Origin of the sequence: Streptomyces sp. NPDC048623 (assembly GCF_040650755.1) — a bacterium.
GTDB lineage: Bacteria > Actinomycetota > Actinomycetes > Streptomycetales > Streptomycetaceae > Streptomyces.
In genome coordinates this window covers 92,727-113,700 of the sequence record NZ_JBEZHV010000014.1, presented here as the reverse complement: position 1 = coordinate 113,700, position 20,974 = coordinate 92,727, and the positions used below count along the sequence as shown (strand labels likewise).

Sequence of the window (20,974 nt, the reverse complement as noted above, 5' to 3'; positions counted from 1 at the left end):
GGTGCGTCCATACGTCGTACGCGCGGCGGTCGCCGGCCGGTGCGCGCGCCGCCGCCCGCGCCGCCGCCCTGGCCGTCCCCAGGGTGCCGCCGCTCCCGCCGGGGCCCGCGTGGCTACGATGGGCGAGCCGGTGGCCGTAGGGGCCGCGCGGCCCACGAACATCGGGAAGGCCACAAGGCCATGCTGAACAAGTACGCGCGTGCGTTCTTCACGCGTGTCCTCACGCCGTTCGCCGCGTTTCTGCTCCGCCGGGGGGTCAGCCCCGACGCCGTCACGCTCGTCGGCACGGCCGGGGTCGTCGCCGGCGCGCTGGTCTTCTTCCCCCGCGGAGAGTTCTTCTGGGGGACGATCGTCATCACGCTGTTCGTGTTCTCGGACCTCGTCGACGGCAACATGGCCCGGCAGGCCGGGATCTCCAGCCGCTGGGGCGCCTTCCTCGACTCGACCCTCGACCGGGTCGCCGACGGGGCGATCTTCGGCGGCTTCGCGCTCTGGTACGCGGGCAACGGCGACGACAACGTGCTGTGCGCGGTCGCGATCTTCTGCCTCGCCAGCGGCCAGGTCGTGTCGTACACGAAGGCGCGCGGCGAGTCGATCGGTCTGCCGGTGGCCGTCAACGGTCTCGTCGAACGCGCCGAACGCCTGGTGATCTCGCTGGTCGCCGCCGGCCTCGCCGGACTCCACGCCTTCGGCGTGCCCGGCATCCAGGTGCTGCTGCCGATCGCGCTGTGGATCGTGGCGGTCGGCTCGGCCGTGACGCTCGGACAGCGGGTCGTGACCGTACGCAGGGAGTCGGCGGAGGCGGACGCCGCCGCCCGGGGGAGCGAGGCGACGTCATGAGCGACCCGAAGGGCGGGAACGGCCCGGAGAACGGGAACGGTCCGAAGGGCGGGAGCGGCCCGGAGACCGGGAACGGCCCGAAGGACGCGAGCGGTCTGAAGGACCGGGTGACCGACGGTCTGTACGGGCTCGGCTGGGCCACTGTGAAGAAGCTGCCGGAGCCGGTGGCGAAGGGCCTCGGCCGGCGGATCGCCGACACCGTGTGGAAGCGGCGCGGCGCGAGCGTGCTGCGCCTGGAGTCCAACCTGGCCCGGGTCGTGCCCGACCCGACGCCCGCGCGCCTCGCCGCGCTCTCGAAGGCCGGCATGCGCTCGTACATGCGCTACTGGATGGAGTCCTTCCGGCTCCCGGCGTGGAGCAGGGAGCGGGCGGCGGGCAGCTTCGACCCCAAGGACGTGCACCATCTGACGGACGGGCTCGCCTCCGGCCGGGGCGTCATCCTCGCCCTGCCGCACATGGCGAACTGGGACCTGGCGGGGGTGTGGGTGACCCGCGGGCTCGGCGTGCCCTTCGCCACCGTCGCCGAGCGGCTCAAGCCGGAGTCGCTGTTCGACCGCTTCGTCGCCTACCGCGAGTCCCTCGGCATGGAGGTGCTGCCGCACACCGGCGGCTCCGCCTTCGGCACCCTCGCGCGGCGGCTGCGGGCCGGTGGCCTGGTCTGCCTGGTCGCCGACCGCGACCTGTCCGCCTCCGGCGTCGAGGTGGACTTCTTCGGCGAGCGGACGCGGATGCCCGCCGGGCCCGCGATACTCGCCCAGCAGACGGGGGCGCTGTTGCTGCCGGTGACGCTCTGGTACGACGACACCGACGTCATGAAGGGGCAGGTGCACGCCCCGGTCGAGGTACCCGCGTCAGGTACCAGGGCCGAGAAGACGTCCTCCATGACACAGGCCCTCGCCGACGTCTTCGCCGGGGGCATCGCCGAGCACCCGGAGGACTGGCACATGCTGCAGCGGCTGTGGCTCGCGGACCTGGAGAAGCGCCAGGAGAAGCGACAGGAGAAGGGGCAGGAGGACCGGACGGCGTGAAGATCGGGATCGTCTGCCCGTACTCCTGGGACGTGCCGGGCGGCGTCCAGTTCCACATCCGCGACCTCGCGGAGCACCTGATCCGGCTCGGCCACGAGGTCTCCGTCCTCGCGCCCGCCGACGACGAGACCCCGCTGCCGCCGTACGTGGTGTCGGCGGGCCGCGCGGTGCCCGTCCCGTACAACGGCTCGGTCGCCCGGCTCAACTTCGGCTTCCTGTCGGCGGCCCGGGTGCGGCGCTGGCTGCACGAGGGCACCTTCGACGTGGTCCACATCCACGAGCCGGCCTCGCCCTCGCTCGGGCTGCTCACCTGCTGGGCGGCGACGGGGCCGCTGGTGGCCACCTTCCACACCTCCAACCCGCGCTCGCGGGCGATGATCGCCGCGTACCCGATCCTCCAGCCGGCCCTGGAGAAGATCAGCGCGCGGATCGCGGTGAGCGAGTACGCGCGCCGCACCCTGGTCGAGCACCTGGGCGGCGACGCGGTCGTCATCCCCAACGGGGTCGACGTGGACTTCTTCGCGCGGGCCGAGCCCAAGAAGGAGTGGAGCGGGGGAACGCTCGGCTTCATCGGGCGGATCGACGAGCCGAGGAAGGGCCTGCCGGTCCTGATGAGGGCCCTGCCGAAGATCCTCGCCGAGCGGCCCGAGACGAGGCTGCTGGTGGCCGGCCGCGGCGACGAGGAGGAGGCCGTCGCCTCCCTGCCCAAGGAGATGCGCTCCCGGGTCGAGTTCCTGGGCATGGTCAGCGACGAGGACAAGGCGCGGCTGCTGCGCAGCGTCGACGTGTACGTGGCCCCCAACACGGGCGGCGAGAGCTTCGGCATCATCCTCGTCGAGGCGCTGTCGGCGGGTGCGCCGGTGCTCGCCGCCGACCTCGACGCCTTCGCCCAGGTCCTCGACCAGGGAGCGGCGGGCGAACTCTTCGCCAACGAGGACGCGGACGACCTGGCGGCCCGCGCGATCAGCCTCCTGGGCGACGCGCCGCGCCGCGAGGAGCTGCGCGAGCGCGGCTCGGCCCATGTCCGCCGCTTCGACTGGTCGACGGTCGGCGCGGACATCCTGGCGGTTTACGAGACGGTGACGGACGGCGCGGCCTCGGTGGCGACGGACGAGCGCACGAGCGGCGGCCTGCGGGCCCGGCTGGGGCTGTAGCGGGTCGCACACGGGCGGCGCCCGGCGGCCCGCGCCGCCCCGGTAGCCTGTGCGCCCGTGACCCAAACCCTGATCTGGACCGTCGCCGTGCTGATCCTCATCGGCGTCTACCTCAGCTGGACGGCCGGGCGGCTCGACCGGCTGCACACCCGAATCGACGCGGCCCGCGCCGCGCTGGACGCGCAGTTGCTGCGCCGGGCCTCGGTCACACAGGAGCTCGCCACCTCGGGGGTGCTCGATCCGGCCGCGTCGATCGTGCTGTACGAGGCGGCGCACGCCGCACGGCAGGCCGAGGAGGAGCAGCGGGAGGTCGCCGAGAGCGAGCTCAGCCAGGCGCTGCGCGCCGTGTTCGGGGAGCCCGAGCAGGTCGAGGTGGTCCGGGCCGCGCCGGGCGGACAGGAGGCCGCGGAGGAGCTCGCCGCGGCCGTGCGCCGGGTGCCGATGGCGCGCCGGTTCCACAACGACGCCGTACGGGCCGCCCGCGCCCTGCGCCGCCACCGCAAGGTGCGCTGGTTTCGGCTCGCGGGCCACGCCCCGTCCCCCCTGGCCTTCGAAATGGATGACGAACCGCCTGCCGCGCTTGCGGATCGTCCGGCCTGAGCCGCACCCACCTTCGTAACCTGTGAAAACGATCCACCGCCTCCGCATTGGCCCTTGATGTGGACCGCACCCGGCCTGTTTCCTCTCTCATGTCGTCAACCCCGTTGTCACATGTGAGGTACCTCGTGTCCAGCACGCCTTCCACCACCCCGCAGTCCCCCGAGACCGGCACCGCCCGCGTCAAGCGCGGCATGGCCGAGCAGCTCAAGGGCGGCGTGATCATGGACGTGGTCAACGCCGAGCAGGCGAAGATCGCCGAGGACGCCGGCGCCGTGGCCGTCATGGCCCTGGAGCGGGTCCCCGCGGACATCCGCAAGGACGGCGGCGTGGCCCGCATGTCCGACCCGAACATGATCGAGGAGATCATCGGCGCGGTCTCCATCCCGGTCATGGCCAAGTCCCGCATCGGCCACTTCGTCGAGGCCCAGGTCCTCCAGTCCCTCGGCGTCGACTACATCGACGAGTCCGAGGTCCTCACCCCGGCCGACGAGGTCAACCACTCCGACAAGTGGGCCTTCACCACCCCCTTCGTCTGTGGCGCCACCAACCTGGGCGAGGCCCTGCGCCGCATCGCCGAGGGCGCGGCCATGATCCGTTCCAAGGGCGAGGCCGGCACCGGCAACGTCGTCGAGGCCGTCCGCCACCTGCGCCAGATCAAGAACGAGATCGCCAAGCTGCGCGGCTTCGACAACAACGAGCTGTACGCCGCCGCCAAGGAGCTGCGCGCCCCGTACGAGCTCGTCAAGGAGGTCGCCGAGCTCGGCAAGCTGCCCGTCGTGCTGTTCTCCGCCGGTGGTGTGGCCACCCCGGCCGACGCCGCGCTGATGCGCCAGCTCGGCGCCGAGGGCGTCTTCGTCGGCTCCGGCATCTTCAAGTCGGGCGACCCGGCCAAGCGCGCCGCCGCCATCGTGAAGGCCACCACCTTCTACGACGACCCGAAGATCATCGCGGACGCCTCCCGCAACCTGGGCGAGGCCATGGTCGGCATCAACTGCGACACCCTCCCCGAGGCCGAGCGCTACGCGAACCGGGGCTGGTAAGCACCCATGAGCACCCCCGTCATCGGAGTCCTGGCCCTCCAGGGCGACGTACGGGAGCACCTGATCGCCCTGGCCGCGGCGGACGCCGTGGCCAGGCCGGTCCGGCGCCCCGAGGAACTCGCCGAGGTCGACGGTCTCGTCATACCCGGCGGTGAGTCCACCACCATCTCCAAGCTGGCCGTGCTCTTCGGCCTCATGGAGCCGCTGCGCGAGCGGATCGCGGGCGGCATGCCCGTCTACGGCACCTGCGCGGGCCTGATCATGCTCGCCGACAAGATCCTCGACCCGCGTTCGGGCCAGGAGACCTTCGGCGGCATCGACATGATCGTGCGCCGCAACGCCTTCGGGCGCCAGAACGAGTCCTTCGAGGCGGGCGTCACCGTCACCGGCATCGACACCCCGGTCGAGGGCGTCTTCATCCGCGCCCCGTGGGTGGAGTCCGTCGGCGCCGAGGTCGAGGTGCTCGCCGAGCACGAGGGCCACATCGTCGCCGTGCGCCAGGGCCGGGCCGTCGCCACCTCGTTCCACCCCGAACTGACCGGCGACCACCGGATCCACGAGCTGTTTGTGGACATGGTGCGCGCCGAGCGGTGACCCGATCCTTGTAGGATCACTGGGGTTCGTTCAGAAAATGGTTACGCGAAGGAGACAGGCAGATGTCCGGCCACTCTAAATGGGCTACGACGAAGCACAAGAAGGCCGTGATCGACGCCAAGCGCGGCAAGCTCTTCGCGAAGCTGATCAAGAACATCGAGGTCGCGGCCCGCACCGGCGGTGCGGACCCGGAGGGCAACCCGACGCTGTTCGACGCCATCCAGAAGGCGAAGAAGCAGTCGGTTCCCAACAAGAACATCGACTCCGCGGTCAAGCGCGGCGGTGGCCTCGAGGCCGGCGGCGTCGACTACGCCACGATCATGTACGAGGGTTACGGCCCGAACGGTGTCGCGGTGCTCATCGAGTGCCTCACCGACAACCGCAACCGCGCCGCCTCCGACGTGCGCGTCGCCATGACCCGCAACGGCGGCTCCATGGCCGACCCGGGCTCCGTCTCGTACCTGTTCAACCGCAAGGGCGTCGTCATCGTCCCCAAGGGTGAGCGGACCGAGGACGACGTCCTGGAGGTTGTGCTCGAAGCCGGTGCCGAGGAGGTCAACGACCTCGGCGAGAACTTCGAGATCATCAGCGAGTCCACCGACCTCGTCGCGGTCCGCACCTCGCTCCAGGAGGCCGGCATCGACTACGACTCGGCCGAGTCCAGCTTCGTCCCGACCCTCCAGGTCGACCTCGACGAGGAGGGCGCGCGCAAGATGTTCAAGCTGATCGACGCGCTCGAGGACAGCGACGACGTGCAGAACGTCTACGCCAACTTCGACGTCAGCGACGAGATCATGGAGAAGGTCGACGCCTGAGCCCCCCTTCGGGGTTGCTCAATCGATGGCTGCTGATTTCGACGGGCCGACAGGACACACCCTGTCGGCCCGTCGCGTTGTCAGTGGCGACGGATAGCCTGCACCGGACAGATGAACGAAGGGAGGGGGCGTGCGCGTACTCGGGGTGGACCCCGGACTGACGCGATGCGGTGTGGGCGTGGTCGAGGGCGTCGCCGGACGGCCGCTGACCATGCTCGGCGTCGGAGTCGTCCGCACGGCCGCCGACGCCGACATCGGCATCCGCCTGGTCGGCATCGAGCGCGGGATCGAGGAGTGGATCGACCGCTTCGAGCCCGAACTCGTCGCCGTGGAGCGGGTGTTCAGCCAGCACAACGTACGTACGGTGATGGGCACCGCCCAGGCCAGCGCCGTCGCCATGCTGTGCGCCGCCCGTCGCGGTCTGCCCGTCGCCCTGCACACCCCGAGCGAGGTCAAGGCCGCCGTCACCGGCAGCGGCCGCGCCGACAAGGCCCAGGTCGGAGCCATGGTCACCCGGCTGCTCCGGCTCTCCGCCCCGCCCAAGCCGGCGGACGCCGCCGACGCCCTCGCGCTCGCCATCTGCCACATCTGGCGCGCCCCCGCCCAGAACCGCCTCCAGCAGGCGGTCGCTCAGAACCGCCTCCAGCAGGCCGTAGCCCTGCACGCCTCGAAGGGCCGCACCACATGATCGCCTTCGTCAGCGGCCCCGTCGCCGCCCTCGCCCCCACGACCGCCGTCGTCGAGGTCGGCGGCGTCGGCATGGCCGTCCAGTGCACCCCGAACACCCTCGCGGGCCTCCGCGTCGGCGAACACGCGCGCCTGGCCACGTCGCTCGTCGTACGCGAGGACTCGCTCACCCTGTACGGCTTCGCGGACGACGACGAGCGGCAGGTCTTCGAGCTGCTGCAGACCGCCAGCGGAGTCGGCCCCCGGCTCGCCCAGGCCATGCTCGGTGTGCACAGCCCCGACGCACTGCGCCTCGCGGTGTCCACCGGCGACGAGAAGGCGCTGACCGCGGTGCCCGGCATCGGCAAGAAGGGCGCCCAGAAACTCCTCCTCGAACTGAAGGACAAGCTCGGCGCCCCGCTCGGCAGCAGCGGCCTGGTCGGCCAGCAGCGCGCCGTCGCCGCCGGCCCCGCGCCCTGGACCGAGCAGCTCTCCGCCGCGCTCGTCGGCCTCGGCTACGCGAGCCGTGAGGCGGAGGACGCCGTAGCGGCCGTCACCCCGCAGGCCGAGGCCGCGATCGCGGAGACCGGCTCGGCGCCGGTGCCGCAGCTGCTGCGGGCGGCGCTCCAGACGCTGAACCGGGCGCGCTGACGGGGGGCCGCTGCGCGGGGCCTTTCCCCACCCCGCCCCTTCCCGAACCGGGGGCTCTGCCCCCGGACCCCCGCGCCTCAAACGCCGGCGGGGCTGGATTTTCAGCCCGTCCGGCGTTTGAGGACACGGCCGCAGGCCGTACGGGGTCCGGGGCGAAGCCCCGGTTCGGGAAGGGGCGGGGTGGGGGAGAAGCCCGCCGCAGGCGCCCCCCACCGCGTCACCGCCCCGCACCACACACCACCGCACCACACCAGAAGGCAGACACCGTGAACTGGGACGACGAGACGGCGCCGGCAGCCGAGGAACGGATCGTCGGCGCCGCCGCCGAGGGCGACGACCAGGCCGTCGAGGCCGCGCTGCGCCCCAAGGACCTGGGCGAGTTCATCGGCCAGGAGAAGGTGCGCCAGCAGCTCGACCTGGTCCTCAAGGCCGCCCGCCAGCGCGGCGCCACCGCCGACCACGTGCTGCTCTCCGGCGCCCCCGGCCTCGGCAAGACCACCCTGTCGATGATCATCGCCGCCGAGATGAACGCGCCGATCAGGATCACCTCCGGCCCCGCCATCCAGCACGCCGGCGACCTCGCCGCGATCCTCTCCTCCCTCCAGGAGGGCGAGATCCTCTTCCTCGACGAGATCCACCGGATGTCCCGGCCCGCCGAGGAGATGCTCTACATGGCGATGGAGGACTTCCGCGTCGACGTCATCGTCGGCAAGGGCCCCGGCGCCACCGCCATCCCGCTCGACCTGCCGCCCTTCACCCTGGTCGGTGCCACCACCCGGGCCGGCCTGCTGCCGCCCCCGCTGCGCGACCGCTTCGGCTTCACCGCGCACATGGAGTTCTACGAGCCGCACGAGCTGGAGCGGGTGGTGACCCGCTCCGCCGGACTCCTCGACGTCGCCGTCGACCCGGCCGGCGCCGCCGAGATCGCCGGCCGCTCCCGCGGCACCCCGCGCATCGCCAACCGGCTGCTCCGCCGCGTCCGCGACTACGCCCAGGTCAAGGCCGACGGCGTGATCACCCGGGAGATCGCCGCCGCCGCCCTCGGCGTGTACGAGGTCGACAGCCGCGGCCTCGACCGGCTCGACCGCGCCGTCCTGGAGGCCCTGCTCAAGCTGTTCGGCGGCGGACCGGTGGGCCTGTCCACCCTCGCGGTCGCGGTCGGCGAGGAGCGCGAGACCGTCGAGGAGGTCGCCGAGCCCTTCCTCGTACGGGAGGGACTGCTCGCGCGTACGCCCCGTGGCCGGGTCGCCACTCCGGCGGCATGGACCCACCTCGGACTGGTTCCGCCGCAGGCCACGGGCCCGGGCGGGGCCGGGGGCAGTGGGGAAAAGGGACAAGCGGGGCTGTTCGGGATGTGATGGTTGTGACGGCGCGGAGACTCGCCCGGTCAGGAACCACGGTGCGATGCTGGGCGTTGTTCCATCGATGCGGACTCGCCTAGACTCCGCCGTTGCCGACCTTTCTGGTCGGCGAGCCCACCCCCGAAGATCAGGCCGCGGATTCCCCGCGACCGTGCGAAGGAATCCCTTCCCGTGAACCTCGTGACCCTCCTCCCCTTCATCGTCCTCATCGGGGCCATGTTCCTGATGACCCGCTCCGCCAAGAAGAAGCAGGCGCAGGCGGCTCAGATGCGCAACGAGATGCAGCCCGGCACCGGCGTACGCACCATCGGGGGGATGTACGCCACCGTCAAGGAGATCGGCGACGAGACCGTTCTCCTTGAGGTCGCGCCCGGCGTGCACGCCGTCTACGCCAAGAACGCGATCGGTGCGGTGCTCGAAGACTCCGAGTACAACCGGATCGTCCACGGCGACGACGACACCGACACCGTCGTTCCGGACGACGCCTCCTCGCTCACCGAGGACGCCGACGCCGTCGTGGGCCAGGAGGGGGCGGCCAAGGCCGATCTGACCAAGAAGGACGCCGCTCCGGCGGACGCCGAGGTCGAGAAGGACGGCAAGGCCGACGGGGAGACCGAGGCGAAGTAATCGCCCCCGGGACGCGCGCGGACGCCCACCGGCGTCCGCCGCCCCGGAACGGTTCCACGTCTACGGGGGCAGGTCCCCACACACACTTCGTGGCCGTCGCGCGCTCACCCGGCGCGGGGCGGTTTGGACAGGGAGAAACGACAGGTGGCAGCACCGAAGAAGGGCCGAAGGCCGGCGGGGGGCCAGAGCCGGCCGGGCCGCGCCCTGGCACTCATTGTGATCGCCATGGTCGCGCTCACCGGCGGCATGTTCTGGTCGGGGCACACCACCCCGCGCCTGGGCATCGACCTCGCCGGCGGCACGTCGATCACGCTCAAGGCGAAGGCGGAGCCCGGCAAGGAGTCCGCCGTCAACGAGACCAACATGAACACGGCCGTGGGCATCATCGAGCGCCGTGTCAATGGTCTGGGTGTCTCCGAGGCCGAGGTCCAGACGCAGGGCCGCGAGAACATCATCGTGAACATCCCGCGAGGGGCGAACGAGAAGCAGGCTCGCGAGCAGGTCGGCACGACCGCGCAGCTGTACTTCCGGCCGGTCCTGGCCGTCGCCGCCGCCAGCCCTGCGCCGAACCCGAGCGCCACGCCGAGCGGCTCCGCCACCCCGTCCGCGAAGCCCTCCGGTGCCACCGCGGACCAGCCCAAGGGCGGCAAGTCGGCGACGCCGACCGCGACCGCCTCCAGCACCGGCCAGGGCCGTGCGGTCTCCGAGGCCCTGAAGGCCCCGAGCCCGACGCCGACCGCGAGCTCCTCCGCGTCGCCGAAGGCCACCACGCCGCCGGCCACGACGCCGCCGGCCGACCCGGCCACCGCGAAGCTGGAGCAGCAGTTCGCCACGCTCGACTGCACTCCCAAGGTCGAGGGCGACAAGAAGGTCGTACCCAACCCGGCGCGCGGTGTCCCGGCGGATCAGCCGACCGTCGCTTGCGGCCAGGAGGGTGACGCCAAGTACCTGCTCGGTCCGGCCGAGGTCGACGGCAAGGACGTCGCCGACGCCAAGGGCGTCCTCGACCAGCAGCGCGGCATGTGGATCGTGACCATGGACTTCACCGACGCCGGTTCGAAGAAGTTCCAGAAGATCACCAGCAAGCTGTCGATGCAGACCGAGCCGCAGAACCAGTTCGCGATCGTCCTCGACGGCGAGGTCGTCTCGGCCCCGTCCGTGCGCCAGACGCTGTCCGCCAGCGCCGAGATCTCCGGCAGCTTCAACCAGCAGTCGGCCCAGGACCTCGGCAACATCCTGTCGTACGGCGCCCTGCCGCTGACCTTCGACACCCAGAGCGTCGACACGGTCACCGCCGCCCTCGGCGGCGACCAGCTGCAGGCCGGTCTGATCGCCGGCGCCATCGGCCTCGCCCTGGTCATCATCTACCTGGTGGTCTACTACCGCGGCCTGTCGCTCATCGCGATCGCCAGCCTCGGCGTCTCGGCCCTGCTCACCTACGTGATCATGGCTCTGCTCGGCCCGACCATCGGCTTCGCGCTGAACCTGCCGGCCGTCTGCGGTGCCATCGTGGCCATCGGTATCACCGCCGACTCGTTCATCGTGTACTTCGAGCGCATCCGCGACGAGATCCGCGAGGGCCGCACCCTGCGCCCGGCCGTCGAGCGCGCCTGGCCGCGGGCCCGCCGCACCATCCTGGTCTCCGACTTCGTGTCGTTCCTCGCCGCCGCGGTGCTCTTCATCGTCACCGTCGGCAAGGTCCAGGGCTTCGCGTTCACCCTCGGCCTGACCACGCTGCTCGACATCGTGGTGGTGTTCCTCTTCACCAAGCCGGTCATGACGCTGGTGGCCCGCACCAAGTTCTTCGGCAACGGCCACAAGCTGTCCGGCCTCGACCCGAAGAGCCTCGGCGCCAAGCCGCCGCTGCGCCGCACGCGCCGCACCTCCGCCCCCGCCGGCCCCGTCGACCCGAAGGAGGCGTGAGATGTCGAAGCTCGGCGATCTCGGCGCCCGACTCCACCGCGGTGAGGTCGGCTACGACTTCATCGGCAACCGCCGCATCTGGTACGGCATCTCGATCCTCATCACCATCACGGCCATCGTCGCCCTCGCGGTGCGCGGCCTGAACATGGGCATCGAGTTCCAGGGCGGCGCCGTCTTCACCACCCCGAAGACGAACGTCTCCGTCACGCAGGCCCAGGAGTACGCCGAGGAGGCCTCCGGCCACACGGCGGTCGTCCAGAAGCTCGGCAGCGGCAGCCTGCGCATCCAGGTCGGCGGCCTCGACACCGCCAAGTCCGACCAGGTCCGCTCGGAGCTCGCCAAGGACCTGAACGTGCCCGAGCCGAAGATCGCGGCCGAGCTCGTCGGCCCCAGCTGGGGTGAGCAGATCGCCAACAAGGCCTGGACCGGCCTCGGGATCTTCATGATCCTCGTGGTGATCTACCTCGCCATCGCCTTCGAGTGGCGGATGGCCCTCGCGGCGCTCGTCGCGCTGATCCACGACCTCACCATCACCGTCGGCATCTACTCGCTGGTCGGCTTCGAGGTCACGGTCGGCACGGTCATCGGTCTGCTGACCATCCTCGGTTACTCGCTCTACGACACGGTCGTCGTCTTCGACTCGCTCAAGGAGCAGACGAAGGACATCACCAAGCAGACCCGCTGGACCTACAGCGATGTCGCGAACCGCTCGATCAACGGCACCCTGGTCCGTTCGATCAACACCACGGTCGTGGCCCTGCTCCCGGTCGCCGGCCTGCTGTTCATCGGCGGCGGCGTCCTCGGCGCCGGCATGCTGAACGACATCTCGCTGTCGCTGTTCGTGGGTCTCGCCGCCGGCGCGTACTCCTCGATCTTCATCGCCACCCCGCTCGTCGCCGACCTCAAGGAGCGCGAGCCGGCGATGCAGGCCCTGCGTAAGCGCGTCCTCGCCAAGCGGGCCGCCGCGGCCGCCAAGGGCGAGGAGCTCGACGGCGACCTCGCGGACGCCACGGGCGCCGAGCCGGCCGTCGTCGGCCAGCGCGGCCGCCGCGGCCGCCCCTCCGGGCGGCGCGGATGACCGCCGAGGCACCGAGCACCGCCGAGCTGCTGCTCAGCCGCATCCGGGACGTCGCCGACTACCCGAAGCCCGGAGTGCTGTTCAAGGACATCACCCCGCTGCTCGCGGACCCCGAGGCGTTCGGTGTGCTCACCGACGAGCTGGCCGGGCTGTGCGCCGCGCACGGCGCCACGAAGATCGTGGGCCTGGAGGCCCGCGGCTTCATCCTGGCCGCGCCCGTCGCCGTCCGCGCCGGACTCGGCTTCATCCCGGTCCGCAAGGCCGGCAAGCTGCCCGGGGCGACCCTGCGGCAGGCGTACGAGCTGGAGTACGGCACCGCCGAGATCGAGGTGCACGCCGAGGACCTGAACGCGGGCGACCGTGTCATGGTCATCGACGACGTCCTCGCCACCGGCGGCACAGCCGAGGCGTCCATCGAGCTCATCCGGCGCGCCGGGGCCGAGGTCGCCGGCGTGGCGGTGCTCATGGAGCTCGGCTTCCTGCCGGGCAGGGCCCGCCTGGAGCCCGTCCTCGGCGACGCACCGCTCACCGCGCTCATCACGGTCTGACGGCCCACCGTCCGACCCGCATCGAAGTCGCCCCGGCCGAGGCCCACAGCCTCCGGCCGGGGCGGCTTCGCGTCGCGGCCGGCCCGTACGAGCCGCGGCCCGGGAATCCCCGGGCCGCCCCCGTCGTTTTTCGGACACAGCCCGGAACCGGTCCCCGGCGGCGTCTCGGCCCTCAGGCAGGTGAGCACAGGCGCTCCCAGGTCGATACCATGGCCTTTCCGGGCCTGACCGGGGGACCCGGAACCTCCCCCAGACTCCGTCCGGGGGTACCCCCAGAGGAGCGCTCTTGCCAGACGAGGCCCAGCCACTCTCCGCCGCGCAGCCCGACAAGCAGGCCGACCAGGCCGCGCAGGGCACCGCCGCGCCCCAGAACCCGCCTGCGGAGACCAAGGCCCGGCCCGCGGCACCCGCACCGGCCCCGTCCGCCCGGCCCACGCCGGCCCCGCCCGCCCGCTCCGGCGGCTCCTCCAGCCGCGTCCGGGCCCGCCTCGCGCGGCTCGGCGTCCAGCGCTCCTCCCCGTACAACCCGGTCCTCGAACCGCTGCTGCGGATCGTGCGCTCCAACGACCCCAAGATCGAGACGGCGACGCTGCGCCAGGTCGAGCGCGCCTACCAGGTCGCCGAGCGCTGGCACCGCGGCCAGAAGCGCAAGAGCGGCGACCCGTACATCACCCACCCGCTCGCCGTCACCACCATCCTCGCCGAGCTCGGCATGGACCCGGCGACGCTGATGGCCGGACTGCTCCACGACACCGTCGAGGACACCGAGTACGGCCTGGAGGACCTGCGCCGCGACTTCGGCGACCAGGTCGCCCTGCTCGTCGACGGCGTCACCAAGCTCGACAAGGTCAAGTTCGGCGAGGCCGCGCAGGCCGAGACCGTCCGCAAGATGGTCGTCGCCATGGCCAAGGACCCCCGGGTCCTCGTCATCAAGCTCGCCGACCGCCTGCACAACATGCGCACCATGCGCTACCTCAAGCGGGAGAAGCAGGAGAAGAAGGCCCGCGAGACCCTGGAGATCTACGCCCCGCTGGCCCACCGGCTGGGCATGAACACCATCAAGTGGGAGCTGGAGGACCTCGCGTTCGCGATCCTCTACCCCAAGATGTACGACGAGATCGTCCGGCTCGTCGCCGAGCGCGCCCCCAAGCGCGACGAGTACCTCGCGATAGTGACCGACGAGGTGCAGGCCGACCTGCGGGCCGCCCGGATCAAGGCCACCGTCACCGGCCGCCCGAAGCACTACTACAGCGTCTACCAGAAGATGATCGTCCGCGGCCGTGACTTCGCGGAGATCTACGACCTGGTCGGCATCCGCGTCCTCGTGGACACCGTCCGCGACTGCTACGCGGCCCTCGGCACCGTCCACGCGCGATGGAACCCGGTCCCCGGCCGGTTCAAGGACTACATCGCGATGCCGAAGTTCAACATGTACCAGTCGCTGCACACGACGGTCATCGGCCCCAACGGCAAGCCCGTCGAGCTGCAGATCCGCACCTTCGACATGCACCGCCGCGCCGAGTACGGCATCGCCGCGCACTGGAAGTACAAGCAGGAGGCCGTCGCAGGCGCCTCCAAGGTGCGCACCGACGCGCCCCGGAAGGCCGGCAAGGACGACCACGTCAACGACATGGCGTGGCTGCGGCAGCTGCTCGACTGGCAGAAGGAGACCGAGGACCCGGGCGAGTTCCTGGAGTCGCTGCGCTTCGACCTCTCGCGCAACGAGGTCTTCGTCTTCACCCCCAAGGGCGACGTCATAGCGCTGCCCGCCGGCGCCACCCCGGTCGACTTCGCCTACGCCGTGCACACCGAGGTCGGCCACCGCACCATAGGAGCCCGGGTCAACGGGCGCCTGGTGCCGCTGGAGTCCACCCTGGACAACGGCGACCTGGTCGAGGTCTTCACCTCCAAGGCGGCCGGCGCCGGACCCTCCCGCGACTGGCTCGGCTTCGTCAAGTCGCCGCGCGCCCGCAACAAGATCCGCGCCTGGTTCTCCAAGGAACGCCGCGACGAGGCCATCGAACAGGGCAAGGACGCCATCGCGCGGGCCATGCGCAAGCAGAACCTGCCGATCCAGCGCATCCTCACCGGCGACTCGCTGGTCACCCTCGCCCACGAGCTGCGCTACAGCGACATCTCCTCGCTGTACGCGGCGATCGGCGAGGGCCATGTCACCGCCCAGTCCATCGTCCAGAAGCTGGTCCAGGCCCTCGGCGGCGAGGAGGCCGCCGTCGCGGACATCGCCGAGACCGCCCCGCCGACCCGCGGCCGTGCCAAGCGCCGCTCCAGCGCCGACCCCGGCGTGGTCGTCAGGGGCGTCGAGGACGTCTGGGTGAAGCTGGCCCGCTGCTGCACCCCGGTGCCCGGCGACCCGATCATCGGCTTCGTCACCCGCGGCAGCGGCGTCTCGGTGCACCGCAGCGACTGCGTCAACGTCGAGTCCCTGTCCCGGGAGCCCGAGCGGATCCTGGAGGTCGAGTGGGCCCCCACCCAGTCCTCCGTCTTCCTCGTCGCCATCCAGGTCGAGGCCCTGGACCGCTCCCGGCTCCTCTCCGACGTCACCCGGGTCCTCTCGGACCAGCACGTCAACATCCTCTCGGCCGCCGTCCAGACCTCCCGCGACCGGGTCGCCACCTCCCGCTTCACCTTCGAGATGGGCGACCCCAAGCACCTGGGGCACGTGCTGAAGGCGGTACGGGGCGTGGAGGGCGTGTACGACGTGTACCGCGTGACCAGCGCGCGCAGGCCGTAGCGGGGCCGACGGCACACGAGGAGGGCCCCCGGAGCAGTGCTCCGGGGGCCCTCCTCGTACCGCTGCGGGGTCCTCCGCCACGGGGCCAGAGCCTCTCAGCCGCCGAACTCCTGCAGGCCCTTCAGAGCCTGGTCCAGCAGGGCCTGGCGGCCCTCCAGCTCCCTGGCGAGCTTGTCGGCCCTGGCGTCGTTGCCGGCGGCGCGGGCCGCGTCGATCTGCTTCTGGAGCTTGTCGACGGCGTCCTGGAGCTGCCCCGTGAGGCCGGCCGCGCGGGCCCGGGCCTCCGGGTTGGTGCGGCGCCACTCGGCCTCCTCGGCCTCCTGGATGGCCCGCTCCACCGAGTGCATCCGGCCCTCGACCTTCGGGCGGGCGTCGCGCGGCACGTGACCGATGGCCTCCCAGCGCTCGTTGATCGAGCGGAAGGCGGCACGGGCGGCCTTGAGGTCAGAGACCGGCACCAGCTTCTCCGCCTCGGCCGCGAGCTCCTCCTTCAGCTTGAGGTTCTCGACCTGCTCGGCGTCGCGCTCGGCGAACACCTCGCCGCGGGCCGCGAAGAACACGTCCTGGGCGCCGCGGAAGCGGTTCCACAGGTCGTCCTCGTGCTCGCGCTGCGCCCTGCCCGCCGCCTTCCAGTCCGCCATCAGCTCGCGGTAGCGGGCGGCCGTCGCACCCCAGTCGGTCGAGTTCGACAGCGCCTCGGCCTCGGCGACCAGCCGCTCCTTGGTCCTGCGGGCCTCCTCGCGCTGCGAGTCGAGCGCCGCGAAGTGGGCCTTGCGGCGCTTGGAGAACGCCGAGCGGGCGTGCGAGAAGCGGTGCCACAGCTCGTCGTCGGACTTCCGGTCGAGCCGCGGCAGGCCCTTCCAGGTGTCCACCAGGGCCCGCAGCCGCTCACCGGCGGCACGCCACTGCTCGCTCTGCGCCAGCTCCTCGGCCTCGGCGACCAGCACCTCCTTGGCGGTGCGCGCCTCGTCGGCCTGCTTCGCCTTCTGGACCTTGCGCTCCTCGCGGCGCGACTCCACCGACTCCGTCAGCTTGTCGAGCCGGGCCTTCAGCGCGGCGAGGTCGCCCACCGCGTGGTGCTCCTCGACCTGCTTGCGGATGTGCTCGATGGCCGTCGTGGCGTCCTTCGCCGAGAGGTCGGTGGTCCGCACCCGCTTCTCGAGGAGGCCGATCTCGACCACCAGGCCCTCGTACTTGCGCTCGAAGTAGGCCAGCGCCTCCTCGGGGCTGCCGGCCTGCCACGATCCGACGACCTGCTCGCCCTCGGCCGTACGCACGTACACGGTGCCCGTCTCGTCGACGCGGCCCCACGGGTCGCTGCTCACAGCGCCTCCTCACCATGATGCCGTCGCGGGGGCCCCGCCCCCTGGCATCGTCCACGGATTCCCGGCGGGTCTCGCCCGCCCTCCACAGCGCGGCCGTCGGCCGAGCGCTGTACAACGCCAATCTAGGCGAACGGCGGCCCGGCTGTCCGCACTCAGCGCGACCGAAATTCAACGGTCATACGCAGGTGTGGTCGCCGGGCCGCCCCGCACTCACTTCTTGACGACAGTGGCCTTCTCGATCGTGACCGCCTTCTGCGGCGCGCCGTCGCCCGCACCGCCCGCGACGCCCGCCTTCGCCACGTCCTCGACGACCTTCAGGCCGTCCGCGTCGAAGGTGCCGAACGGGGTGTAGGACGGCGGGAGCTTGGTGTCCTTGTAGACGAGGAAGAACTGGCTGCCGCCGGTGTTCGGGCCCGCGTTCGCCATCGCCACGGTGCCCTTCGGGAAGGTGACCGCGCCGTCCGCGCCGGCCTTGCCCAGGCCGTTCAGGTTCTCGTCCGGGATGGAGTAGCCCGGACCGCCGGTGCCGTCGCCCTTGGGGTCGCCGCACTGGAGCACGAAGATCCCCGAGGTGGTCAGCCGGTGGCACTTGGTCCCGTCGAAGTACTTCTTGTCGGCGAGGTGCTTGAAGGAGTTCACGGTGTGCGGGGCCTTCGCCGCGTCCATCGTGACCTTGATGTCGCCGACGTTCGTCTTCAGGGCCATCGTGTACGTGGCCTTCTGGTCGATCGACATCGCCGGCTCGGGCTGCGCCGAGGGGCTCTGCTCCGCGCTCGGCGTGCCGGTCGGCTCGGCGGCGGCGCTGTCGTTCCTGGCGTCGTCGCCGGTCAGCGCCACCGAGGCCCACACGGCCAGGCCGGCCGCGAGCACCACCGCCAGCGACGAGGCGATGACGGTGTTCCGGCGCGCCTTGCGCCGTGACTCGGCACGCCGCTGCTGCTGCCGCGCGTACTTCTCCCTGGCGAGCTGCCGCCGCCGCTGATCGCTGGTGACCACCGGGTCCGCTCCTTGTCGATCGGGTGTTCCTGTCCGGGTCGGATGTGCCCGTACCGTATACGGGTTGGCTGTGGAATACGCAGCGCCGGTAGGCTCTGATCTGCTGCATTCCGCTGCGAACCGCACTGGCGCAGCCAACTGCCGGACGACAAATAAGGACGATCGTGCTGATTGCCGGGTTCCCCGCCGGGGCCTGGGGCACCAACTGTTACGTGGTCGCCCCCGCCGCAGGCGAGGAGTGCGTCATCATCGACCCGGGCCACCAGGCCGCCCAGGGTGTCGAGGAGACGCTCAGGAAGCATCGGCTCAAGCCCGTCGCCGTGATCCTCACCCACGGCCACATCGACCACGTCGCCTCCGTCGTCCCGGTCTGCGGCGCCCATGACGTACCCGCGTGGATCCACCCCGCCGACCGGTACATGATGAGCGACCCGGAGAAGGCCCTCGGCCGCTCCATCGGGATGCCCCTCATGGGCGAGCTGACCGTGGGCGAGCCGGACGACGTGCACGAGCTCACCGACGGCGCCGCGCTGAAGCTCGCCGGACTCGAACTGTCCGTCGCGCACGCGCCCGGCCATACCAAGGGGTCGGTGACCTTCCGGACGCCGGAGACCACGGAGATCCCCTCCGTCCTCTTCTCCGGTGACCTGTTGTTCGCCGGCTCCGTCGGACGCACCGACCTGCCCGGCGGTGACATGGACGAGATGCTCGAATCGCTGACCCGCGTGGTCCTGCCGCTCGACAACTCGACCGTCGTCCTGTCCGGCCACGGTCCCCAGACGACCATCGGCCAGGAGCGCGCCACCAACCCGTATCTGCGGCAGGTGGCGGCGAGCCGCCAAGGGAGCAGCAGCACCACGCAGGCTCCCCGACGAGGAATGTGACGAGACTTTCGTGAGCACCTTCAAGGCCCCCAAGGGCACGTACGACCTGATCCCGCCGTTCTCGGCGACGTACCTGGCGGTCCGTGACGCCATCGCCGCGCCGCTGCGGAAGGCCGGCTACGGCTATGTCGAGACCCCCGGCTTCGAGGACGTGAACCTCTTCGCCCGCGGTGTCGGCGAGTCGACCGACATCGTGACCAAGGAGATGTACGCCTTCGAGACCAAGGGCGGCGACAAGCTGGCCCTGCGTCCCGAGGGCACCGCCTCCGTGCTGCGCGCGGCCCTGGAGGCCAGCCTGCACAAGCAGGGCAACCTGCCGGTCAAGCTCTGGTACTCGGGCTCCTACTACCGCTACGAGCGCCCGCAGAAGGGCCGGTACAGGCACTTCTCGCAGGTCGGCGCCGAGGCCATCGGTGCCGAGGACCCGGCGCTCGACGCCGAGCTGATCATCCTGGCCGACCAGGCCTACCGGGCGCTCGGGCTGCGGAACTTCCGCATCCTGCTGAACTCGCTCGGCGACAAGGAGTGCCGCCCCGTCTACCGCGAGGCCCTGCAGACCTTCCTGCGCGGTCTCGACCTCGACGAGGAGACCCTGCGCCGCGCCGAGATCAACCCGCTGCGCGTGCTCGACGACAAGCGCGAGGCGGTGCAGAAGCAGCTTGCCGACGCCCCGCTCCTTCGCGACTACCTGTGCGACGCGTGCAAGGCGTACCACGAGGAGGTGCGCGCGCTGATCACCGCGGCGGGCGTGATCTTCGAGGACGACCCGAAGCTGGTGCGCGGCCTCGACTACTACACCCGGACCACCTTCGAGTTCGTCCACGACGGTCTCGGCTCGCAGTCCGCGGTGGGCGGCGGCGGCCGCTACGACGGCCTGTCCGAGATGATCGGCGGCCCCGCGCTGCCGTCCGTCGGCTGGGCGCTCGGCGTGGACCGTACGGTGCTCGCCCTGGAGGCGGAGGGCGTCGAGCTCGACCTGCCCGCCACCACCAGCGTCTTCGCCGTGGCCATCGGCGAGGAGGCGCGGCGCGTGCTGTTCGGCAAGGTCACCGAGCTGCGCAAGGCGGGGATCGCGGCGGACTTCTCCTTCGGCGGCAAGGGCCTCAAGGGCTCGATGAAGGACGCCAACCGCTCCGGCGCCCGCCTGACCGTCGTGGCGGGCGAGCGCGACCTCGCCGAGGGCGTCGTCCAGCTCAAGGACATGGAGTCCGGCGAGCAGGCCGCCGTCGCGCTGGAGGGTCTGGTCGACGCGGTGAAGGCCAAGCTGGCCTGAGCCCGACATTTGCCGTACGGAGAGGGCCCCTGGTCGTGCGACCAGGGGCCCTTACCGTCCGCTCACCCCGGTCGTGCGACCGTGTGCGGCACAATGGCCATGGCCTGGACAGTCCGGGCAGCCTGGACAGTCCGGACGGCGGAACGAGGAAGCGCGACATGACGAAGGCAGCGACCGGCGAGGCCACCGCCGTGGAGGGCGGCGACGGCGCCGCCCGCACCATCGGCGCGAGCCGCGCCTTCGCCTGGCTCCTGGCGATCACCGGTGCCGCCGGGCTGCTCGCGTCCTGGGTCATCACGATCGACAAGTTCAAGCTCCTGGAGGACCCGAACTTCACCCCGGGATGCAGCCTGAACCCCGTCGTCTCCTGCGGCAGCGTCATGAAGAGCGAGCAGGCCTCGGCGTTCGGTTTCCCGAACCCGATGCTGGGGCTCGTCGGGTTCGCCGTGGTGATCGCCATCGGCGTCGGGCTGCTGGCCGGAGCCCGCTACCGGCGCTGGTACTGGCTCGGCCTGAACGCCGGAATGCTCTTCGGTGTCGGTTTCTGCACCTGGCTGATGATCGAGGCGCTGTACGAGATCAACGCGCTGTGCCTGTGGTGCGTCCTCGTCTGGGTCGCCACGCTCGTCATGTTCTGGTACACGACCTCGTTCAACGTCCGGAACGGGGTGCTGCCCGCGCCCGCCGGGCTGCGCACCTTCTTCGACGAGTTCACCTGGGTCCTGCCGGTGCTGCACATCGGCATCATCGGCATGCTGATCCTGACCCGCTGGTGGGACTTCTGGACCAGCTGACCGGCCCCTGCCGCGTGCGGGCGTT

The 20,974-nt window shown here is 71.3% G+C and carries 20 protein-coding genes; 18 read left to right on the top strand and 2 right to left on the bottom strand.

The features are described from left to right. Nucleotides 1–180 precede the first annotated feature (180 nt). From pgsA to AB0C73_RS21210, 15 genes are all read left to right on the top strand, one after another. Nucleotides 181–840: a phosphatidylinositol phosphate synthase gene (gene pgsA, locus AB0C73_RS21280; RefSeq protein ID WP_362532293.1), complete on the top strand. Its 660-nt coding sequence runs from the start codon at nucleotides 181–183 to the stop codon at nucleotides 838–840. A gap of 95 nt (nucleotides 841–935) precedes the next feature. Then, the gene (locus AB0C73_RS21275; RefSeq protein WP_362532490.1) at nucleotides 936–1,868 is read left to right on the top strand and encodes a phosphatidylinositol mannoside acyltransferase; all 933 of its coding nucleotides are present in this window, start codon (nucleotides 936–938) and stop codon (nucleotides 1,866–1,868) included. Beyond that, the gene (locus AB0C73_RS21270) at nucleotides 1,865–3,022 is read left to right on the top strand and encodes a glycosyltransferase family 4 protein (RefSeq protein WP_362532291.1); all 1,158 of its coding nucleotides are present in this window, start codon (nucleotides 1,865–1,867) and stop codon (nucleotides 3,020–3,022) included. Before AB0C73_RS21275 ends, AB0C73_RS21270 begins: the two co-directional genes overlap by 4 nt. Nucleotides 3,023–3,079: 57 nt before the next feature. Beyond that, nucleotides 3,080–3,622 carry a hypothetical protein gene (locus AB0C73_RS21265; protein ID WP_362532289.1) on the top strand — a complete coding sequence of 181 codons (543 nt, stop codon included), beginning with the start codon at nucleotides 3,080–3,082 and terminating at the stop codon, nucleotides 3,620–3,622. Between the two features lie 89 nt (nucleotides 3,623–3,711). Next, nucleotides 3,712–4,662: a pyridoxal 5'-phosphate synthase lyase subunit PdxS gene (pdxS, locus tag AB0C73_RS21260; RefSeq protein ID WP_362532286.1), complete on the top strand. Its 951-nt coding sequence runs from the start codon at nucleotides 3,712–3,714 to the stop codon at nucleotides 4,660–4,662. A 6-nt stretch (nucleotides 4,663–4,668) separates the two neighbouring features. Further along, nucleotides 4,669–5,256: a pyridoxal 5'-phosphate synthase glutaminase subunit PdxT gene (gene pdxT / locus AB0C73_RS21255; RefSeq protein WP_362532284.1), complete on the top strand. Its 588-nt coding sequence runs from the start codon at nucleotides 4,669–4,671 to the stop codon at nucleotides 5,254–5,256. A 62-nt stretch (nucleotides 5,257–5,318) separates the two neighbouring features. After that, entirely contained in the window at nucleotides 5,319–6,071 is a 753-nt protein-coding gene (locus AB0C73_RS21250) for a YebC/PmpR family DNA-binding transcriptional regulator (protein ID WP_362532282.1), read from the top strand. Nucleotides 6,072–6,201: 130 nt separating this feature from the next. Continuing rightward, nucleotides 6,202–6,759 (top strand): crossover junction endodeoxyribonuclease RuvC, encoded by a 558-nt coding sequence (gene ruvC / locus AB0C73_RS21245; RefSeq protein WP_362532279.1) that lies wholly within the window; start codon nucleotides 6,202–6,204, stop codon nucleotides 6,757–6,759. Then, complete coding sequence (gene ruvA / locus AB0C73_RS21240; protein WP_362532276.1) at nucleotides 6,756–7,388, top strand: Holliday junction branch migration protein RuvA; 633 nt, start codon at nucleotides 6,756–6,758, stop codon at nucleotides 7,386–7,388. The genes ruvC and ruvA overlap by 4 nt, the downstream gene beginning before the upstream one ends. Nucleotides 7,389–7,654: 266 nt before the next feature. Continuing rightward, nucleotides 7,655–8,746, top strand: coding sequence for a Holliday junction branch migration DNA helicase RuvB (gene ruvB, locus AB0C73_RS21235; RefSeq protein WP_362532274.1), 1,092 nt, complete (start codon nucleotides 7,655–7,657; stop codon nucleotides 8,744–8,746). Nucleotides 8,747–8,920: 174 nt separating this feature from the next. Next, complete coding sequence (gene yajC / locus AB0C73_RS21230; RefSeq protein ID WP_362532271.1) at nucleotides 8,921–9,376, top strand: preprotein translocase subunit YajC; 456 nt, start codon at nucleotides 8,921–8,923, stop codon at nucleotides 9,374–9,376. Between the two features lie 144 nt (nucleotides 9,377–9,520). Further along, nucleotides 9,521–11,299: a protein translocase subunit SecD gene (gene secD / locus AB0C73_RS21225; RefSeq protein WP_362532269.1), complete on the top strand. Its 1,779-nt coding sequence runs from the start codon at nucleotides 9,521–9,523 to the stop codon at nucleotides 11,297–11,299. Nucleotide 11,300: 1 nt separating this feature from the next. Beyond that, nucleotides 11,301–12,377: a protein translocase subunit SecF gene (gene secF / locus AB0C73_RS21220; protein ID WP_362532267.1), complete on the top strand. Its 1,077-nt coding sequence runs from the start codon at nucleotides 11,301–11,303 to the stop codon at nucleotides 12,375–12,377. Further along, entirely contained in the window at nucleotides 12,374–12,925 is a 552-nt protein-coding gene (locus AB0C73_RS21215; protein ID WP_362532265.1) for an adenine phosphoribosyltransferase, read from the top strand. The genes secF and AB0C73_RS21215 overlap by 4 nt, the downstream gene beginning before the upstream one ends. A 286-nt stretch (nucleotides 12,926–13,211) precedes the next feature. Beyond that, entirely contained in the window at nucleotides 13,212–15,677 is a 2,466-nt protein-coding gene (locus tag AB0C73_RS21210; protein WP_362532263.1) for a bifunctional (p)ppGpp synthetase/guanosine-3',5'-bis(diphosphate) 3'-pyrophosphohydrolase, read from the top strand. A gap of 95 nt (nucleotides 15,678–15,772) precedes the next feature. On the opposite strand, the gene AB0C73_RS21205 is transcribed toward AB0C73_RS21210, so the two are convergent. Both AB0C73_RS21205 and AB0C73_RS21200 read right to left on the bottom strand, forming a co-directional pair. After that, nucleotides 15,773–17,002 carry a DUF349 domain-containing protein gene (locus AB0C73_RS21205; protein WP_362532261.1) on the bottom strand — a complete coding sequence of 410 codons (1,230 nt, stop codon included), beginning with the start codon at nucleotides 17,000–17,002 and terminating at the stop codon, nucleotides 15,773–15,775. Nucleotides 17,003–17,212: 210 nt separating this feature from the next. After that, nucleotides 17,213–17,998 (bottom strand): peptidylprolyl isomerase, encoded by a 786-nt coding sequence (locus AB0C73_RS21200; RefSeq protein WP_362532259.1) that lies wholly within the window; start codon nucleotides 17,996–17,998, stop codon nucleotides 17,213–17,215. 164 nt (nucleotides 17,999–18,162) lie between these two features. Here AB0C73_RS21200 and AB0C73_RS21195 point away from each other — a divergent pair, with 164 nt between their 5' ends. From AB0C73_RS21195 to AB0C73_RS21185, 3 genes are all read left to right on the top strand, one after another. Next, entirely contained in the window at nucleotides 18,163–18,882 is a 720-nt protein-coding gene (locus tag AB0C73_RS21195) for an MBL fold metallo-hydrolase (protein WP_362532256.1), read from the top strand. Between the two features lie 10 nt (nucleotides 18,883–18,892). After that, the gene (gene hisS, locus AB0C73_RS21190) at nucleotides 18,893–20,155 is read left to right on the top strand and encodes a histidine--tRNA ligase (protein ID WP_362532253.1); all 1,263 of its coding nucleotides are present in this window, start codon (nucleotides 18,893–18,895) and stop codon (nucleotides 20,153–20,155) included. 158 nt (nucleotides 20,156–20,313) lie between these two features. Continuing rightward, nucleotides 20,314–20,949, top strand: coding sequence for a vitamin K epoxide reductase family protein (locus AB0C73_RS21185; RefSeq protein WP_362532250.1), 636 nt, complete (start codon nucleotides 20,314–20,316; stop codon nucleotides 20,947–20,949). The last annotated feature ends 25 nt before the right edge of the window (nucleotides 20,950–20,974 follow it).

Bases quoted from the DNA above. Each gene is read 5' to 3' on its own strand.
- pgsA (WP_362532293.1), top strand. From the start codon at position 181: ATGCTGAACAAGTACGCGCGTGCGTTCTTCACGCGTGTCCTCACGCCG.
- pdxS (WP_362532286.1), top strand. From the start codon at position 3,712: ATGTCGTCAACCCCGTTGTCACATGTGAGGTACCTCGTGTCCAGCACG.
- pdxT (WP_362532284.1), top strand. From the start codon at position 4,669: ATGAGCACCCCCGTCATCGGAGTCCTGGCCCTCCAGGGCGACGTACGG.
- AB0C73_RS21250 (WP_362532282.1), top strand. From the start codon at position 5,319: ATGTCCGGCCACTCTAAATGGGCTACGACGAAGCACAAGAAGGCCGTG.
- ruvA (WP_362532276.1), top strand. From the start codon at position 6,756: ATGATCGCCTTCGTCAGCGGCCCCGTCGCCGCCCTCGCCCCCACGACC.
- secF (WP_362532267.1), top strand. From the start codon at position 11,301: ATGTCGAAGCTCGGCGATCTCGGCGCCCGACTCCACCGCGGTGAGGTC.
- AB0C73_RS21215 (WP_362532265.1), top strand. From the start codon at position 12,374: ATGACCGCCGAGGCACCGAGCACCGCCGAGCTGCTGCTCAGCCGCATC.
- AB0C73_RS21185 (WP_362532250.1), top strand. From the start codon at position 20,314: ATGACGAAGGCAGCGACCGGCGAGGCCACCGCCGTGGAGGGCGGCGAC.